This is a genomic window from Amycolatopsis regifaucium, from assembly GCF_001613935.1.
In the GTDB taxonomy this organism is placed as follows: Bacteria; Actinomycetota; Actinomycetes; order Mycobacteriales; family Pseudonocardiaceae; genus Amycolatopsis; species Amycolatopsis regifaucium.
This window is the reverse complement of record NZ_LQCI01000052.1, coordinates 66,643-84,814: the sequence shown is the minus strand read 5'-3', so window position 1 is coordinate 84,814 and position 18,172 is coordinate 66,643. Positions and strand designations below refer to the sequence as shown.

18 protein-coding genes are annotated in these 18,172 nt (G+C 68.7%); all 18 read left to right on the top strand.

The window, feature by feature from the left end:
• Positions 1-6: 6 nt before the first annotated feature.
• Positions 7-657, top strand: coding sequence for a TetR/AcrR family transcriptional regulator (locus AVL48_RS36035; protein ID WP_061981038.1), 651 nt, complete (start codon positions 7-9; stop codon positions 655-657).
• 2,148 nt (positions 658-2,805) lie between these two features.
• Entirely contained in the window at positions 2,806-3,147 is a 342-nt protein-coding gene (locus AVL48_RS36030; RefSeq protein WP_244162445.1) for a response regulator transcription factor, read from the top strand.
• 183 nt (positions 3,148-3,330) lie between these two features.
• On the top strand, positions 3,331-4,548 hold the full coding sequence (locus tag AVL48_RS36025; RefSeq protein ID WP_208616229.1) for an MFS transporter: 1,218 nt from the start codon (positions 3,331-3,333) through the stop codon (positions 4,546-4,548).
• Positions 4,545-5,180: a TetR/AcrR family transcriptional regulator gene (locus AVL48_RS36020; RefSeq protein WP_063816504.1), complete on the top strand. Its 636-nt coding sequence runs from the start codon at positions 4,545-4,547 to the stop codon at positions 5,178-5,180. The genes AVL48_RS36025 and AVL48_RS36020 overlap by 4 nt, the downstream gene beginning before the upstream one ends.
• The gene (locus AVL48_RS36015) at positions 5,177-5,890 is read left to right on the top strand and encodes a siderophore-interacting protein (protein ID WP_061981040.1); all 714 of its coding nucleotides are present in this window, start codon (positions 5,177-5,179) and stop codon (positions 5,888-5,890) included. The genes AVL48_RS36020 and AVL48_RS36015 overlap by 4 nt, the downstream gene beginning before the upstream one ends.
• Positions 5,891-5,989: 99 nt before the next feature.
• On the top strand, positions 5,990-6,892 hold the full coding sequence (locus AVL48_RS36010) for a LysR family transcriptional regulator (RefSeq protein ID WP_061981041.1): 903 nt from the start codon (positions 5,990-5,992) through the stop codon (positions 6,890-6,892).
• A 221-nt stretch (positions 6,893-7,113) separates the two neighbouring features.
• On the top strand, positions 7,114-8,655 hold the full coding sequence (locus AVL48_RS36005) for a 4-hydroxyphenylacetate 3-hydroxylase N-terminal domain-containing protein (RefSeq protein WP_061981042.1): 1,542 nt from the start codon (positions 7,114-7,116) through the stop codon (positions 8,653-8,655).
• A 6-nt stretch (positions 8,656-8,661) separates the two neighbouring features.
• On the top strand, positions 8,662-9,180 hold the full coding sequence (locus AVL48_RS36000; RefSeq protein ID WP_061981043.1) for a flavin reductase family protein: 519 nt from the start codon (positions 8,662-8,664) through the stop codon (positions 9,178-9,180).
• Positions 9,181-9,205: 25 nt separating this feature from the next.
• Entirely contained in the window at positions 9,206-9,976 is a 771-nt protein-coding gene (locus tag AVL48_RS35995; RefSeq protein WP_061981044.1) for an AfsA-related hotdog domain-containing protein, read from the top strand.
• Positions 9,973-11,181: an FAD-dependent monooxygenase gene (locus tag AVL48_RS35990; RefSeq protein WP_061981045.1), complete on the top strand. Its 1,209-nt coding sequence runs from the start codon at positions 9,973-9,975 to the stop codon at positions 11,179-11,181. The genes AVL48_RS35995 and AVL48_RS35990 overlap by 4 nt, the downstream gene beginning before the upstream one ends.
• Positions 11,182-11,206: 25 nt before the next feature.
• Positions 11,207-11,827, top strand: coding sequence for an acyltransferase (locus tag AVL48_RS35985; RefSeq protein ID WP_061981046.1), 621 nt, complete (start codon positions 11,207-11,209; stop codon positions 11,825-11,827).
• A 9-nt stretch (positions 11,828-11,836) separates the two neighbouring features.
• The gene (locus AVL48_RS35980) at positions 11,837-12,112 is read left to right on the top strand and encodes a chorismate mutase (protein ID WP_061981047.1); all 276 of its coding nucleotides are present in this window, start codon (positions 11,837-11,839) and stop codon (positions 12,110-12,112) included.
• Entirely contained in the window at positions 12,109-13,479 is a 1,371-nt protein-coding gene (locus AVL48_RS35975; RefSeq protein WP_177242274.1) for a 3-deoxy-7-phosphoheptulonate synthase, read from the top strand. Before AVL48_RS35980 ends, AVL48_RS35975 begins: the two co-directional genes overlap by 4 nt.
• On the top strand, positions 13,455-13,907 hold the full coding sequence (locus AVL48_RS35970) for a MaoC/PaaZ C-terminal domain-containing protein (RefSeq protein WP_061981048.1): 453 nt from the start codon (positions 13,455-13,457) through the stop codon (positions 13,905-13,907). Before AVL48_RS35975 ends, AVL48_RS35970 begins: the two co-directional genes overlap by 25 nt.
• Positions 13,904-15,013, top strand: coding sequence for a pyruvate dehydrogenase (acetyl-transferring) E1 component subunit alpha (gene pdhA / locus AVL48_RS35965; protein WP_061981049.1), 1,110 nt, complete (start codon positions 13,904-13,906; stop codon positions 15,011-15,013). The genes AVL48_RS35970 and pdhA overlap by 4 nt, the downstream gene beginning before the upstream one ends.
• A 56-nt stretch (positions 15,014-15,069) precedes the next feature.
• Positions 15,070-16,062: an alpha-ketoacid dehydrogenase subunit beta gene (locus tag AVL48_RS35960; protein ID WP_082857897.1), complete on the top strand. Its 993-nt coding sequence runs from the start codon at positions 15,070-15,072 to the stop codon at positions 16,060-16,062.
• Positions 16,040-17,269 (top strand): dihydrolipoamide acetyltransferase family protein, encoded by a 1,230-nt coding sequence (locus tag AVL48_RS35955; protein WP_425266099.1) that lies wholly within the window; start codon positions 16,040-16,042, stop codon positions 17,267-17,269. The genes AVL48_RS35960 and AVL48_RS35955 overlap by 23 nt, the downstream gene beginning before the upstream one ends.
• Positions 17,270-17,293: 24 nt before the next feature.
• Positions 17,294-18,019, top strand: a complete 726-nt coding sequence (locus tag AVL48_RS35950) for an O-methyltransferase (RefSeq protein ID WP_061981052.1) — start codon at positions 17,294-17,296, stop codon at positions 18,017-18,019.
• The last annotated feature ends 153 nt before the right edge of the window (positions 18,020-18,172 follow it).

Sequence of the window (18,172 nt, the reverse complement as noted above, 5' to 3'; positions counted from 1 at the left end):
CCTGACATGACCGCGCACCAGCCCCGCACCCGAGGACGGCCACCGGCCGCTGACCGGGATCACGTCACCGCCACCGCACTGCGGCTACTCGAGGAAGTGGGCCTCGACGGGCTCACCATGCGGAAACTGGCCACTGCGGTCGGAGTCCAAGTGGGGACGCTCTACGGCTATTTCCCCACCAAGCGGGCATTGCTGACCGCCATGGCCGAGGCGATGCTCAGCGGCTGTCGTGGCGTGGACGAAGGAATCGCTCAACCGCGTGAACGGGTATGGGCCCTCGCAAGAAACCTACGCACAGCACTCTTGTCCTATCGCGACGGAGCGCGGGTGTACGCGGGCACGCACGCCATCGGACCGAACACCCTGGGATTCGCCGAAGCTCTCAACGGCGCTCTACGGGAGACCGGGCTCGACGCCGCGGCGGCAATGCGGACCGCGCTCTTGATCATGCACTTCGCGACCGGCCATGCCCTCGAGGAGCAAGCGGCGATCCAATCCGGCCCAGATCTGCCCGCCGGCATCGAACAGCTGCACAAGGCGATCCAGGACGGCGAATATCCCCATCTCGCCCAGGGCCAAGATCACCTCACGGGAACAGATCTGACCGAACTCTTCGAACAGGGCCTACGGCTGCTCACCGCAGAGTTGCCCAGATGATCAGCTGTTCCGGCTGGTTCGGCCTTTTCTGTGCCCAGCCATGAATGACGCACGTGGGTGATGCCGCGCGATGAGTGGATGAGTTGGCACCCTTCCACCCAAGTGGACAGTGGTGACCACAACACGTTCCTCGCGCGAAGCCATGGCGAGCAGGCCGTCGTCGAGCTGCCACCAGACGGCCTCCAGTGGTTGCTGTGCTGGGCTTCCAGCACCTGCTGACCCTGCTGTGCAACTCCGATGCCATCGCCAACGAGGAGTTCCCGCAGTTGCGTAGCTATCGCAACGAATAGCGGCGGGATCTGCTCGCGGCCGATCCGAGCCGCTCCCGGTGGAGCATGTACGCGCTCAAACCCTGCTCTTTCCGGCCGGACCGACTCCGGTCGCCAGGCACTCGACCGGGTGGTCGGCTCTGGTCCGCCCGCGTGGCGGCTTCGGAGATGGGATCGCTCCTGCTGGGATGGCCGCGAACCAAGCAAGACGACAGTCAAGGAGCATCCTTCATGGACACACTCAGCGGACTCTTCAACGGCCAGCTCGGCGGGCTTCTCGGTGGCCTTCTCGGGGGTGGAGTCCCGCTCGGCTGACTCAGGGCCGTTCTCACGCTGCACCGAAAGCAGCCGACGTCGAACGAGGGACCCCCGGCGGCCAGTGCGCTGCCGGGGGTCCCTCGTTCGCGGGCCCATCGCCCCTCCGACACCGCACGGGTGCCGAGGCCGGTGAAAGAGCAGGCAAGGTGCCGCGAAGGCGGATCATGGCAAACCTCGTCTGGTAGAACCAGTGGGGGAGCACCGAAATCTCAGTCGTGGATCCCCTGCTGGCGACGCGACATGATCGGGCACTCATCCGTCGGTGCAGGTCACGTCGAGTCCGCGATGGGTATTCTTGTCATCCCAGTATTGGCGCGCGACAGATCACCGGAATACTCCAGGCACACGAGACCAATCGGGATAATGGCTGATTCCCCAAGTTCGAACACGGCATCGTTCATACGACAGAACGCTCCGGTCGGCACTGGGTCGAGGTGATGGTCGATGTTCAGCTCACACTTCAGGTTGGCCGGCGTGGCTTGAGGTTTGCCGTCCAACATGGTGTATTTCGGCCTCACAGAACCTGGCTCCGGCTGGTGTATCCGGGGCAGTGTGGACAGCGAGAACTGGCGAACCTTTCGAGTCTTGCGTCTGGGTTACGGGCTGGAGGCACGGAAGGACGCTGTTGTCGAAACGGGTCACAACCCTGGTCTGGTCGCCGGCCAGCGTGAGAACGACAAGCCCTGTACCACGCCGGATGCCATCGCGCGTCGAGCGCAGATAAGTACCGGACGCCGGTTGACCATGCGCGCGGCGCCAACCGCGAATACCACCTGGTGCCTACTCGGTGCCGTAGCCAGGCGGCGGCCTCGGTCAGCTGCTCCCGCTGGGACAAGATCGGCATAGGCGAGACCATGGCGCGCCGAAGACGCACAACGCCAACACGACGGTTCGACGGCGGCCTCTTCCGAGCCGATTCTCCGACCGGATGTGCCGGAGCGTGGCTGTGGCGCGCCGCGATCGTCACGGCAATGTGGCGTGGCCGACGGTGCTTCGGTCGGACGGCCTTGCGGTACAGGCGCGCCGTTACAGGTGGTGACGATGGTCGGCGCGAAGCCGAGCCCTGGCATGCCGCGGCAGGGGAAGCACCAAGTCCTGTCGCTCTCCGTGTATCGGCTATGCCCGGCTGTCGTGGTCTGGGTCCGGCGGCTCGATGGTGCCATCCGCGACGGAATGATCAGTTGATGCGCTATCGTGATCGACTTTGACGTATTTTTCGTCGAATACGTGTCGGCGCAGGTCCCGGCCTCTCGGACGGTATCCCGAAGGACTCCGATTGTTGCGCCTGGCAAAAAGTCTCATTGTTCAGTGTTGTGGTTGTCGGCTCCGCGACGTCGAGGTTAGACTCGGTGCGGCAGATCAAGGGCCTTCGGCCTATCACCTTGGGAGACCTGCCGACATCGGTAGGTCGCCATATCCGCGCGATGGCGCGCAAAATGCCTGCCGTTACCGTATCTGGGGGATTTCTATGCCTGTGGCGAATGGTGATCTTCATGAACCCGTTTCAGAACGCGTGACGCACCTGCTCGGGGAGGTGCTGAAAACCCAAAGCATGATCATCATGCTGCTTTCCAGAATGCATCCGAAGGAACAGGCGGAGCCGGCGGAGTTCGTCAAGACCGTGATCGGCTATCCGTTGGACATCGAACGCGGCGAGGCGGTCGAGGGGATCGTTTCCGGCTCGCGGCAAGGACTGGGTTGCCAGCTCACGCCGCGCGAACTGGAGGTGGTCCGGCAGCTGGCGGAAGGCAAGTCGAACCGGTTGATCGCCCGGACGCTGGGTATCTCCGAGCGGACGGTGAAGGTGCACTTGAAGACGGTCTTCTCCAAGCTCCGGGTGGCGTCGCGCACGGAGGCGGTCCTGAGCGCCCTGCGACTGGGTCTGGTGGAAACCGGCAGGTAGGAGCCCTTTTCGAACTTGTGGTCTCGAAGTTCACCCCTGCGGTGAAGCGTTGACGCAACGGTGCGTCTATGCTTTTATCGAGACTCAACGTTGCGTTTAGGCAAGCGCCTGTTCGCCGCTTCGAGAACCTTTCCACCCCCTGGTCGACGCCTCATCCCCCTGAACCCGCGAGGAGCGCTCCGCGTGTCGAACATCCAGATGTCGCCTGACTTACCGCCTTCCGTCGAGCGCTCACGTGGCCCATGGGCGGCGGTCACCGCCTTCGCCTTCTGGGCCGTGATGGTGGGCACCACGGTGCCCACCGCCCTGTACCCGCTCTACAAGTCGCAGTTCGCCTTCGGCTCGCTGGCCGTGACGATCCTGTTCGCCGTCTACGCCGTCGGTGTGGTCGCCGGCTTGCTCGTCTTCGGGCGGGTGTCGGACCAGGTCGGACGCAAGCCGGTGGTGTTCGCCGCGGTGCTGCTGGCCGCCGTCGCCGCGGTGGTGTTCCTGACCGCGCAAGGCCTGCCCGGCCTGCTCGTCGGTCGCGTGCTGTCGGGTTTCTCCGCCGCTCTCGTCACCGGTGCGGCGACGGCCGGCATCATGGAACTGTTTCCGTTGGCGCGCAAAGGAAGGGCGCCGATCGTCACCCTGCTGTCCAATATGGGCGGGCTGGCCTGCGGCAACCTGATCGCCGGACTGCTCGCCGAGACCGGGATCGCCCCGCTGCGCCTGCCGTGGATCGTGCACGGCGGCCTGCTGCTGATCGCCCTGATCTCTCAGCTGTTCGTGCCCGAGACGGTGACCGTCACCGGCAAGCTGAAGCTGGCCCCGCAAAAACTGCACGTGCCACGCGAGATCCGCGGCGTCTTCCTGCGTTCGGCCATGACCGGTGGCGCGGGCTTCGCGGTGCTCGGCGTCCTCACCGCGGTCACCGGCCTCCTGCTGGCCTCCGAACTGCACCTGACCAGTCCGGCGCTGACCGGCTTCGTCGTGTTTCTCGCGTTCGCCTGCACCGCGCTCGGTCAGCTCGTGCTCCGGCGGATGCGGCCCGCCATCGCCCTGCCCGTCGCCTGTTCGGCTCTGATCCTCGCGTCGGCGCTCGTCGCCCTCGCCGTGCTCGCCGCTTCGCTGACAGCGTTGCTGCTGGCCGCGGTGGCGACCGGTTTCGGCACCGGAATCGCGATCGGCTCCGGCATGCTGGCGATCACCACGGGCGCCGCACCCCAGCTGCGCGGCGCCGCCGTGTCCACCTTCTTCGCGATCCTGTATGGGATGCTGAGCTTGCCCGCGGTGGGCGTGGGCGTGCTCATCCAGCTGTCCGGCCTGCGGGTCGCGGGTACCACGTTCGCGATCGTGGTCGCGCTGATCGCGGCCGGCGTGCTGCTCAGCCTGACCAGCCAGAAGAAAGCAGCCGAATGACCAGCACACGTCCGTCCACCGGCAAGAACCCCCACGGGCACGCGGGACCCCGCCGCAACGTGAGCGCCCGGCAGGCGGTGCTCGACGCCGCGGACGACCTGCTGGTGGAACGGGGTTTCGCCGGGGTGACGATGGAGGCCATCGCGAACCGTGCCGGAGTCGCCAAACAGACGATCTACCGCTGGTGGAAGTCGAAGGTCGAGATCCTCCTGGACAACCTGGAGGAAGACGGCGAAGCGGCGCTGGCCTGGAATCACGGCGATGGTGAGCCGCTGGCGGAGCTGGTCGGCCAGCTCTCGCGGCTGCAGGCGTTCCTGCGCGACGAAGCCGCCGGTGCCGTCATGCACAGCCTCATCGGGCAGGCCCTGCACGACCCCGACACCGCCCAGCGGTTCCGGGAAGGCTTCCTGCTCGCGCAGCGGCGGCGGGATCTGGCCGGGTTGCGGAACGTGCTGGAGCGCCTGGACTGCGCGCCGACGGGCGACGCCGAGCTCGCCGAACTGCTCGACCGGCTGCTCGGCCCGATCTACTACCGGTCGGTGGTGCTCGGGATCTCGTCGAGCCCCGAGTTCCTGGAGGAGCTGGCGCATTCGGTGGTCGGGCAAGCCCGTGAAGGGCGGCGGCGGGGATGACCCGTTCGCGGCCGGTCCGCCATCGCGTCCCGGCGTCGGTGGTCGACGTCGTCCGGTTGCCGGAGCCGTTCGTGCGGATCACGCTCATGCTCGGTGGCGCCGACGGCGTGCGGTTCGACGGGCCGACCCGATGGGTGAAGTTGTTCGTCGTCGACCCCGATACCGGAGCGCAGGTCGGGCGGGCCTACACGGTGCGGCGGCAACGCTCCGCCGAGATCGACCTCGACATCGTGTTGCACGGCAACGGCCCGGTGGCCCGGTGGGCGGAATCGCCGCTGCTCGGCGAGGTCGTGACGGTGGCCGGGCCGCGCGGTGGGTTCACCCATCCGAAGCCCGGAACGCCATACCTCCTCGCCGGCGACGAAAGCGCCGCACCGGCGATCGCCTCGATCCTCGACTCCCTGCCCGTGGGACACGGCAAGGTGACCGTGGTGCTCGAGGGTGGGGAACACCTGCTGCCACCCGCCGATCCGACGATGACGTCGGTGTGCTCGCTGCGCCGGAGCGAGGGGATGCGGAAGGGCACGTTGATCACCCCGGCGCTGCGTGCGCTCCCGAAACCTTCCGCCGGCTCGGTGATCTGGGTGGCGGGCGAGGGCGGCGCGGTGAAGCAGGCGCGAATGTTATTTCTCAACGAATGGGGTCTCGGTCGCGATGAATTCTCAACGAAAGGCTATTGGAAATACGGCGAGCCCGATCATCGCGAGTAGCTGAGCTTTCAAGTACCTGCCTTTTCAGGCGGCCCGAACGGACCCCTGGTTCTCCGAAAAGGTCATTTCGCGGCAGGGTTCGCTGGATAAACTGGCGAGATGAAGGCTCTGAACCTCAATACGCTCGTCGTTCTCGACGCGCTGCTGGAGGAATGCAGTGTGACCGGCGCGGCGAAGAAGCTGGGACTCAGCGCGCCTTCGGTCAGCCGGTCGCTGTCGCGGATACGGCTCGAGCTCGGCGACCCGATTCTCGTGCGGGCGGGTCGCCGGCTCGTGCCCACTCCGCACGCGCTGGCCCTGCGCGATCGGGTTCGCGGCCTGGTCGAGGAGGCATCGGAGCTCCTGGGCCCGAAGGACCCGCTCGAGATGGTCTCGTTGACCCGCACGTTCGTGGTCCGCGCCAGTGACGGCTTGGCGTCGGCGGTGGCCGGCCCGCTGGTGAAACGGTTGGGCGAGAGCGCGCCGAACGCGGTGCTGCGGTTCATGGCCGAGGGCGGGGAGGATGTCGACCCGTTGCGCGACGGGGAAGTCGACCTCGACATCGGGATGATCGGGCATCTCGGCCCGGAGGTTCGGGTCGAGTGGCTGTTCGACGACAGGTTCGTGCTCGCCGTGCGGAAGGGGCATCCGCTGGTGACCGGTGAGGCCACCCTCGAACAGGTCTCGGCCTACCCGCACGTGAACGTCTCGCGCCGTGGGCGGACCCACGGCCCGCTGGACGGCCTTCTGCAGCGCCAAGGCCTGAACCGCCAGGTGAGCCTGGTGGTGGCGTCGTTTTACGTGGCCCTCGAAGTGGCCTCGGCGTCCGACTTCGTCGCGGTCGTGCCGTCGAGGGTGCTCGGCTCGGCCATCGGCCGGTTCGGCCTCGCCGAGGTCGACCACCCGATCAGCGCGCCGGTCGCGATTTCCCAGGCCTGGCACCCCCGGATGGACGCAGACCCGGCCCACCGCTGGCTGCGCCACCAGTTCCGCGACGTCTGTCACCGGGAAATGGCGGGCTGAACACCCGGCCCGCCTCCATTTCTCAGAATCTTCCCGTGGGTAAGAATGCCGTTGTGCGCGCGAAGCCGCGGTCGCGGGAATGCGCTCCCCTTTCGGCGGGGAATTCACCGTCCCCGTTCGCCATAGTCCTTAACGGCTAGTACCAAAAGGCGGGTACTGGACCGGGTGGGGGCCGGAGATGCTGTAGCGGACGGACGAATGAGACGAAAACTAGGTGGACGATGACGACCTCGCGACCCGAATCCGTGGAACTTCCTTACACCGGTGCCGAGTACCTGGACAGCCTGAAGGACGGGCGTGAGGTCTGGATCGGCGGTGAGCGCGTCGAGGACGTCACCGCGCACCCGGCGTTCCGGAACAACGCCGGTTCCATCGCGCGGCTCTACGACTCGTTGCACGATCCGGCCACCAGCAAGAAGCTGATCGTGCCGACCGACACCGGCAACGGCGGCTTCACCCATCCCTACTTCAAGGCACCACGGACGGTCGAGGACCTGCAGGCGGGTGTCGAGGCGATGACCGAGTGGTCGCGGATGACCTACGGCTGGATGGGCCGCACGCCGGACTTCAAGGCGGCGTTCCTGTCCACCCTGGGTTCCAACGGCGACCACTACGCGCCGTTCGAGGACAACGCCGCCAACTGGTACCGCAAGGCCCAGGAAAAGGTGATGTTCATCGGCCACGGGATCGTCAATCCGCCGATCGACCGCCACCGGGGGATGACCGAACACAAGGACGTCTACCTCACCGTCGACCGCGAAACCGACGCCGGCCTCGTCGTGTCCGGTGCGAAGGTGGTGGGCACCGGCGCGGCCGTGACCCAGCACATCTTCGTCGGCAGTTACGCGCGGATCCCGGAGAACGGCAAGGAGTTCTCGGCGTTCTTCATCGTGCCGATGAACGCCTCCGGGCTGAAGATCATCTCGCGTCGGTCCTACGAGCAGGTCGCCTCGGCCACCAGCACCCCGTTCGACCAGCCGTTGAGCAGCCGGTTCGACGAGAACGACGGGATCCTTGTGTTCGACCAGGTCTTCGTACCCTGGGAGGACGTGTTCTGCTACGACGTCGAGAAGGCCAACAACTTCTTCGTCGGCTCCGGCTTCTTCTACCGCGCGATGCTGCACGCCTGCGTCCGGTTCGCGGTGAAGCTCGACTTCCTCACCGGCCTGCTGGCCAAAGGCCTCGACACCACCGGCACCCTCGACTACCGCGGTGTGCAGGGACGGCTCGGCGAGGTCCTGTCCTACCGCAGCGTGTTCTGGGGCCTCATCGATTCGATGGTGCACAACCCGACGCCCTGGCCCGACGGCACGCTCGCCCCGAACGGCGAGACCGCGATGGCCTTCCGGGTGCTGGCCACCAGCGTGTATCCGAAGATCAAGGAGATCTTCTTCAAGGACCTCGGCAGCGCGTTGATCTACAACAACTCCGACGCCGCGGACTGGGGAGTGCCCGAGCTGCGCCCGTATCTCGACAAGTACATCCGCGGCCGGGGCGTTCCCGCGCAGGAGCGGGTCAAGCTGATGAAGCTCATCTGGGACGCGGTCGGGACCGAGTTCGGCGGCAGGCACGAGCTGTACGAGATGAACTACGCCGGTAACCACGAGCAGATCCGGTTCGAGGTGCTGCAGGCCCAGCAGGCCACCGGCAAGTTCGACGAGTACACCGGCCTGGTCGACACCTGCCTGTCGGAGTACGACGTCGACGGCTGGAAGCTGCCGCATCTGCACGGGCCACAGAGCCCGGCGTTGCGCGGGAGGTGACCCGTCGTGACCGCATCGACCGGCGGCCGGGACCGCCTGCGCACGGTGATGAGTGAGCTGGTGACCGGGATCTGCGTCGTGTCCACCCTGGTGCACGGCAGACCGGGGGAGGCCGAGGACGCGGTCGTGGTGAACAGCTTCACCTCCGTCTCGCTCGACCCGCCACTGGTCTCGCTCTACCTGCGGCAGGACTCGACCTTCCTCAACCGCCTGCGCCGGTCCGGGGTCTGGGCCGCCTCGATCCTGGGGTCCGGCACGGCCGAGGTGGCCAAGGCGCTGAGCCGCCCGTACGGAAGCCGGCCGCCGCTGGCCGAAGTCGGCGCCTGGCACCCCGGCCCGGAGACCGGCTGCCCGGTACTGGACGGCAGTCCCGCGACGATCGAATGCGAGCTCTATCGCTGTGTCGAGCTCGGAGACCACGTCCTGGTGATCGGCTCGGTCGTCGGGCTCGACACCACCCCGGCGCCGCCGCTGGTGTTCCACCGCGGCGCCTATCACGCCCCGTTTTCCGATCTGCCGCGCTGACGGCAGCCACCTGGAGGTATCCGCGATGTCCGAAACCGGGTCGCCCCGCGTCATCTGTGTCGTAGGGGACCGCTTCCGCGATTTCGCCGAGTCGGTCGGCGCCTGGTCGCTGAGCGAACTCGTCGCCGCGATCACGGGAGGCGAGTTCGACGAAGGACCGTGGCCGCTGCGAATCCTGCTGGGGCAGGGGATCGACGACTACTCCGGCACCTACCTGCTGGCCGCGCTGACGCGGCGCGGTGTCCAGGAGTCCGAGGTGAGCCTGCTGCGGTCGGAAGAGGTCATCGCCGACCGGCACGAGCTGCACAAGGGCCAGGCGCACAACGTGCTGGTGGCCAACCTCACCGAGGAGACCCCCGAGGTCTTCACCGCCGATCTCCGGCTGCACAACGACAACGAGCTGGTGGTCGACGCGCAGACCCGGCCACACGTGCAGGGGATGGTGGCGGTCGAGGCGGCGCGCCAGATGTTCGTGGCGGTGACCGAACGGTTCTACCTCAGCCGTACCCCCGGCCGCCGGTACTACCTCGTCATCAACACGATGAACACGACGTTCAAGAACTTCCTGTTCCCGGTCGGCGCCACCCTCCGCCTCACCGTGCTGCAGGCAGACCTGGACAAGCCCGAGCAATTGGTGTTCTCCCACGAGGTCGTCATCGAGCAGGCGGGTCGTCCCGCCGCGGTGACCAGGATCGACTTCGCCGCGATCGACCTCGGCGTCATCGACGACAAGGAACAGCGCCGCGCCAAGCAGACCTTGGCCACGGTGCTGGAAAACTCCGCGGCCGCCCGGTGATCGCGGCGCAGGCGTCCCCGCGGGTCGCCGTGGTGGGGGCCGGCATCGGCGGGCTCGCCGCCGCGGTCGCCCTGCGCCGCCGGGGCCTCGAGCCGACGCTTTACGATCAGGCCGAGGAGTTCGCCGAGGTCGGCGCGGGGGTGGCGATCGGCGCCAACGCCAGCAGGCTGCTGGAGCGTCTCGGCTTGGGTGACGCCTTGCGCGCCGACGCGGTGCTGCCGTCACACGCGCAGTTCCACCGGTGGGCCGGTGGCGAAGTGTTCTGCTCCCACGAGCTCGGTGACCACTACACCGGCAGATTCGGCTCGCCGTACTACACGGTGCACCGCGGCCACCTGCACCGGTTGCTGCTGGACGGGTTCGCCGACGGCGCACTGCACCTGGGACACAAATGCGTTTCGGTCACCGAGGACGCCGACGGCGTGGAGCTGGTCTTCGACAACGGTGTCACCACGCGGGCGGACATCGTCATCGGGGCCGACGGCGTGCACTCCGCGTTGCGGGAGGCCCTGTGGGGTCCGCAGGAGGCGACGTTCTCCGGCACCAGTGGCCTGCGCGGGCTCACCCCGATCGACCACCTCCCACCGGGTCCGGGATTCGATCCGCGGAAGCCCGCGCTCTGGTTGTTCCCGGGACCGGGGCGGCACTTCATCTGCTACCCGGTCAGCGGCGGGCGGCTGATCAACTTCCTCGGTGTGGTTCCGGACCGGCACTGGACCCGGGAATCCTGGGTCACGCGCGGCGACGTCGGCGAGGCGGTGGCGGCGTTCGACGGCTGGAACACCGTGGTCACGTCGATCCTCGCCAGGGCACGGAACATCGGCAAATGGGCGCTGTACGACCGCGAACCGCTTTCCCGCTGGAGCACTTCGCGGGTCACGCTGCTCGGCGACGCCGCCCACGCGATGCTGCCGCACCACGGGCAGGGCGCGAACCAGGCGATCGAGGACGCGGTCGTGCTGGCGGGGCAGCTCGCCGGCGTAGGTGAACCGGCTGGGATCGCCGAAGCCCTGCGCCGGTACGAAGCCCTGCGCAAGCCCAGGTCCCGGCAGCTGCAGATCGGCTCGCGGACCAACGGCGAATGCTTCCAGGTCCCCGACGGGCCGGAGGCCGAGAAGCGCGACGAGCGGCTCACCCACCTCGCGGACAACGTCGCCTGGATCCACGGTTTCGACGCCGAAGCCGAACTCGGTCTCGGCGTCTGACCCCGGAACGAAAGGAACGCGGCAGATGGCTCGCGTCTACGAAATCGACGGAGTGGTCCCGGTCATCGCCCCGGAGGCGTTCGTGCACCCGGACGCGGTCCTCATCGGCGACGTCCTGATCGGCCCCGGCTGCTACATCGGCCCGCTGGCCAGCCTGCGCGGTGACTTCGGCCGGATCGAGGTCCGGGCCGGGGCGAACATCCAAGACGGCTGCGTCGTGCACTCTTTCCCCGGTTCGGTCACGGTGGTCGGCGAGAACGGGCACGTCGGCCACGGCACCGTGCTGCACGGGTGCCAGGTCGGCCGGGACGTGCTGGTGGGAATGAACAGCGTCCTGATGGACGGAGTCATCGTCGAGGACGAGTCGTTCGTCGGGGCGATGAGTTTCCTCAAGGCGGAAACCCGGGTGCCCGCCCGTTCCCTGATCGCGGGCAGCCCGGCGAAGGTGCTGCGTGAGCTGACGGACGTTGAGATCGACTGGAAGGCCAACGGGACCCGCACCTATCAGGACCTCGCACGGCGAAGCCTGGCGAGCCTGCGCGAAACCAAGCCCGCCGCCTGGGAAGAACCCGGCCGCCGCGGTTTCGCCGGATCGGACGGCACCGAACCGGTCCACGTCACCCTCCACAGCTACCGCGGCAGATAGGAGCACGCAGTGCCCGAGCAGCAAGGAACCTTGGACTTCCGGACCGATCGGGCCCGGATCGACCAGCTCGACCAGTCCATCATCGCGCTGCTGCGGCAGCGGTTGGAGATTTCCCGCAGCATTCAGCAGCGGCGGACGGAGACCGGTGGCGCGCGGATCGCCGAAGGGCGTGAAGAGGCCGTCATCGGACGCTATCGCGACGCGCTGGGCGGCACCGGTGGCGCCCTGGCCGAAACCCTCCTGCGGCTCTGCCGCGGCACCGAGCCCGGAAGGACACGACCATGACCGTGTTGCCGACGTGGCGCGCCGAGCGCGCGCCGCACCAGCCGGACTGGCCCACTGGCCCCGACATCGTGGCGGTCGAGACCGAACTGGCCGGCTATCCGCCACTTGTGGCGCCTCGCGAGTGCGACCGGCTGCGCGGCCGCCTCGCCGACGTGTCGCTCGGCCGCGCGATGCTGCTGCAGGGCGGTGACTGCGCCGAGACGTTCGCCAAGGCGACGCCCGCCTCGGTGCGGGGCAAGCTGCGCTGCCTGCGGGAGATGGCCGTCATCCTGGCCTGCGCCTCCGGACTCGGAGTCGTGCAGGTGGGCCGGATCGCAGGCCAGTACGCGAAACCGCGCTCCCGGCCGGTCGAGACCCGTGATGGCGTGACGTTGCCGTCCTACCTGGGCGACGCGGTGAACGACGTCGAGTTCACCGAGGACGCGCGCCGGATCGATCCGTACCGGCTGCTGCGCACGTACCGCTCCTCGGCCGACACCCTCGACGAGATCAGCGCGCTGATCGGACACGACGGCATCGACCTGACGGCGCTGCACGAACAGATCCGGGAGATGGCCGCCCGCGGCCCCCGCAACGAGCGGCACCAGGAGTTGATCGAGAAGATCTCGGTGGCGCTGCGGTTCCTCGCCGGCTACGCCGGGGCGGACAGCGATCTGCGCGCGCCGGACTTCTACAGCAGCCACGAGGCGCTGCTGCTGAACTACGAGACGGCCCTGGTGCGCACCGACCCCCGCACCGGTGACGACTACGGCAGCTCGGGCCATCTCCTGTGGATCGGCGAACGCACCCGTCAGCCCGATGGCGCCCATGTGGCGTTCGCGGCCCGGGTACGCAACCCCGTCGCGGTCAAACTGGGGCCGACGGCGCGGCCGGAAGAGGCGCTCGCGCTGGCCGAACGGCTCGACCCGGATCGGGAGCCGGGCCGGCTCACCTTCATCGCCCGCTTGGGCGCCGACCGGGTCCGCGACCTGTTGCCGCCGCTGGTGGAGCGGGTCCGCGACAGCGGGTCCCCGGCGATCTGGATCTGCGATCCCATGCACGGCAACACGATCACCGCGCCCGATGGACACAAGACCCGTCACTTCGACGACATTTTGCGCGAGGTACGGGGTTTCTTCGCGGTCCACCACGAGCTGGGCACCCACGCGGGTGGCCTGCACCTGGAGCTCACCGGCGAAGACGTGACCGAATGCGTCGGCAGTTCGGGTGTCGGGTTCGACGACCTGGCCACCCGCTACGAGTCCGCGTGCGATCCGCGGCTCAATCACGATCAGTCCCTGCATCTGGCCCTCGAACTCGCGATGGTGTTCGAGGACCAGGCCGCGGAGAACAGGAGGACGGCATGCGCTGTTTCGAGGACTTCGTGACCGGTGACGAGCACCAGCTCGGCCAGGTCTCGATGACCGAGGAGGAGATCATCGGCTACGCCAGGCAATGGGACCCGATGCCCTTCCACACCGACGAAGCGGCGGCGAGTGCCGGCCCGTTCGGCAAGCTGGTGGCGAGCGGGAACCACACGACCGCGCACGCGACCAGGCTGTACGTCTCGCAGCTGCTCGCCGACTCGGCCTGCCGGGGTTCCTACGGTCTGGACGAGGTGCGGTACCTGCGGCCGGTGTTCGCCGGTGACGTGCTCGCCGTCCGCGCCGAGGTCGAGCAGGCGGTCGGCCATCCACGCCGCCCGGACACCGGCGTGGTGCACCTGCTGGTCGCCGCCGCGGGCGCGGACGGTGAAGACGTCCTGACCTTGCGGACCCGCGTCCTCGTCGGCCGCCGGGAAGCGGTGGCGGGATGACGCTCACCGAAAACACCGCCCTCGTCCGGCCCGACACCGCGGCGCTGCTGCCCGACAACGATCCGGTGCGCGTGCTGGAGACCCCCGCCGCGGCGGATCTCGATCCCGAGGACCTGCTGCGCCTTTACCGCGAACTCGTGCTCGGACGCCGGTACAACGAGCAAGCGACCGCGCTGGTGAAGCAGGGCAGGCTGGCGGTGTACCCCTCGTCCACCGGGCAGGAGGCCTGCCAGGTGGCCGCCGCACTGGCACTGTCCACTCAGGACTGGCTGTTCCCGACCTATCGGGACACGCTTTCGGTCGTCCTGCGCGGCGTCGACCCGGTGCAGACTCTGACGCTGCTGCGGGGCGACTGGCACACCGGTTACGACCCGCACGCCACCCGGGTCGCACCGCTGTGCACCCCGCTGGCCACCCACCTGCCGCACGCGGTCGGCCTGGCGCACGCCGCGCGGGTCGCCGGGGACGACGTCGTCGCGATGGCGCTGGTCGGGGACGGCGGCACCAGCGAGGGTGACTTCCACGAGGCGCTGAACTTCGCCGGGGTCTGGTGCGCGCCGGTCGTGTTCCTGGTGCAGAACAACGGATACGCCATTTCCGTGCCGCTCGCCAAGCAGACCGCGGCGCCGACGCTCGCGCACAAAGCCGTCGGCTACGGCGTCCGGGGTGTGCTCGTCGACGGCAACGACGCGCCGGCGATGCTGGGCGTGCTCACCGAAGCCGTCGCCCGCGCCCGCGCCGGTGGCGGCCCCACGCTGGTGGAGGCACTGACCTATCGCGTCGACGCACACACCAACGCCGACGACGCGACGCGGTACCGCTCCACCGCCGAGGTGGAGGCGTGGCGCGAACGCGACCCACTGGCCAGACTCGAACGTCATCTGCTGGAGACCGGCGGGCTCGACACCGGGACGATCGAAGAGGCCCGCGCCGCGGCCGAGCGGATGGCGGCCGACCTGCGGACGCGGATGCACGTCGAACCCGCCGTCGCCCCGCTCGGCCTGTTCGACCACGTCTACGCCGAACCGACCCCCCAGTTGCTCGAACAGCGGGAGTTCCTGCTCGCCGAGCTCTCCGAAGACGTGGAAGGGAATTCCTCGCCGTGACCAGCGTCCAGACGAGTCCCCGGGTACGGCCCGCTCCCGAGGACGTCGAAGAAAGCATGGCCCGTGCGCTCAACGCCGCCCTGCGCGACAGCATGGCGGCGGATCGGTCCGTGCACGTGCTGGGTGAGGACGTCGGCGCGCTCGGCGGCGTGTTCCGGGTGACCGACGGCCTGACCGCCGAGTTCGGGGAAGACCGGTGCACCGACACGCCGCTCGCGGAGGCAGGGATCCTCGGCAGCGCCATCGGCATGTGCCTCTACGGCGCCCGTCCGGTCGTCGAGATGCAGTTCGACGCGTTCGCCCATCCGGCCTTCGAGCAGCTCGTCGGCCACGCCGCCAAGATGCGCAACCGGACAAGGGGAGCGGTTTCGCTCCCGCTCACCGTCCGGGTGCCCTACGGCGGCGGCATCGGCGGCGTCGAGCACCACAGCGATTCCTCCGAGGCGTACTACACGCACACCCCGGGGCTGCACGTCGTCACCCCGGCCACCGTCGATGACGCCTACGGCCTGCTGCGGCAAGCGATCGCGAGTGACGACCCGGTCGTGTTCCTCGAGCCGAAACGGTTGTACTGGGGCAAGCAGCCCTTCCGCCGCACCCTCGACGTGCCACCCATCGGCCGCGCGGTCGTGCGCCGCCCGGGCCGGGACGCCGTGCTCATCACGTACGGGCCGAGCCTCGAGGTGTGCCTCGAAACCGCGGAGGCGGCCAAACCGCTGGGGCTGGACGTCGCCGTGCTCGACCTGCGGAGCCTCGTCCCGCTGGACGACGAGACGATCTGCGAACTGGTGCGCCGGACCGGCCGCGCGGTGGTCGTGCACGAGGCGACCGGTTTCGGCGGAGTGGGCGCGGAGATCGCCGCCCGGATCACCGAGCGCTGTTTTCACCAGCTGGAAGCGCCGGTGCTGCGGGTGACCGGGTTCGACATCCCGTACCCGCCGCCCAAGCTCGAGAGCCACCATCTGCCGAGCGTGGACCGCGTGCTCGACGCCCTCGCGCGCCTGCAGTGGGACGGCCGTCCGGGAGGTGTTTCCCTTGCCGGCGCGTGAATTCCTGCTGCCCGACCTCGGCGAGGGTCTGATCGAGGCCACCGTCGTCCAGTGGCTCGTCGCTGTCGGCGACCTGATCGCCGTGGACCAGCCGGTCGCCGAGGTCGAGACCGCGAAGGCGACCGTCGAGGTGCCGAGCCCGCACGGCGGCATCGTCACGGTGCTCTGCGCGGCCGAAGGCGAGACACTCGCCATCGGGAGACCGCTGCTGGTGGTGGCGGGCGAAGACGAGGAAGCCCCGGTCGCGGCCGATCCCGGCTCGGGCCCGGTCCTCGTCGGTTACGGCACCACCCGGCGCTCGACGCGGAACCGGCGTGACTTGTTCGGCGGCCGGGAGCCCGCCACTCGCGACGGCACCTCGGCGACCCCGGCGCGCGGTGCCGTCGCGGTGGCCTCACCGGTGGTGCGGCGGCTGGCCAAGGACCACGGCGTCGACCTCACGAAGCTGCGCGGCAGTGGGCCCGGAGGGCTGATCGTGCGCGCGGACGTCGTCGCCGCCACCCGGCCCGCGGCCGGCGACGAGGCCCAGCGCGTCCCGATCCGCGGCCGCCGCAAGACCGCCGCCGACCGGTTCACCCGCAGCCACGGCGAGATCCCGGCCGCGACCTGCTGGGTGGACGCCGACGCGACGGAGCTGCGCACGGCGAGGCGGCGGATCAGTACCGACGCCCGGCCGATCGGCTTGTCGGCCCTGCTCGGCCGCGTCTGCGTCGCCGCGCTGGCGAGGTATCCCGAGCTCAATTCCACAGTGGACGTCGAACGCGGCGAGCTGGTCCTGCACCGGGCCGTGCACCTCGGGTTCGCCGCACAGGGCCGGGACGGACTGGTGGTCCCGGTGGTGCGCGACGCGCAAAAACTGAGCACCGCCGAACTCGCGGCCGAGATGGCCCGGCTGGTCGAACGCGCCCGCACGGGCGAGCTGTCGCTCGCCGAGATGTCGGGCGGGACGTTCACCCTCAACAACTACGGGGTGTTCGGAGTGGACGGTGCCTCGCCGCTGCTCAACCATCCGGAGGCGGCGATGCTCGGCGTGGGCCGCATCGTGGCCCGGCCGTGGGGCCACGACGGCGGGATCGAACTGCGCGATCTGGTCCAGCTCGGCTTCACCTTCGATCACCGGGTGTGCGACGGCGCCGTGGCGGGCGGATTTCTTCGCTACGTGGCCGACTGCGTCGAGGAGCCGATGCGGCTCCTCGCGGACAACTGACCCTGACGGCGGAAAGGACAGCGAATGCGCAACGACGGGACGGCTCTCGACGAGCCCAAGGTGCGGCGCGTGCTCGACCGGATCGGTGCCCGGAACGGATGGAACTCGGGGGAGGAGCCCGCGCTGGACCGGCTGCTGCGTGGCACGGACGCGCAACCGGAACCGGGCGACGTCCTCGAGGTCTACCGAGATGGCGCCTTCGCGTCACCGCCGGAGATCGGACTGCTGTTGTACTCGGCGGTCCGATCGATCAAACCGGACGTGGTGGTCGAACTCGGCACCTCCTACGGGTTTTCCACCCTGCACATCGCCGCGGCCATGCGGGACAACGGGCACGGAACCGTCTTCACCTCCGAGATCGACCCACGCAAGGCCAGGGACGCGAGCTGGAACTTCACCGCGGCAGGCCTGCACTCCCACGTACGGCTCCTGTTGGGAGACGCCGCGACGAGCCTGAAGGGCTTCGGTGAGCAGGTCGACTTGGTGTACCTGGACAGCTGGGTGGGTTCGTACCTGGACGCGCTCACCGTCCTGCGGCCCGCGTTGCGACCCGGCGCGCAGATCTACGCGAACTCCACGCGCCGGTTCGGCGTACAGGCACGGCCATACCTGGATCATGTGCGTGACAGCGCGAACGGATTCTTCTCCGTGGAGGTCCCCCTGGGCAACGGCCTGGAGGCTTCGACCTACGTCAGCCGCGAGCTGGGACAGGAGTCCGTCGGGGTGATCGAATCCGGAAAGGCCGGATGACCCATACGATCCGCCGTCGGCGGTGCGGCGAGAATCCACCGGGTCAGGGTGCGGCCGACGGAAGGTCCATGATGCCGGTGGCTTGCGACCAGACACAACGCCAGGTGCCGTCGGCATCGGTGTAGACGTCGGTGTGCCAGGCGTCGTGCCGCG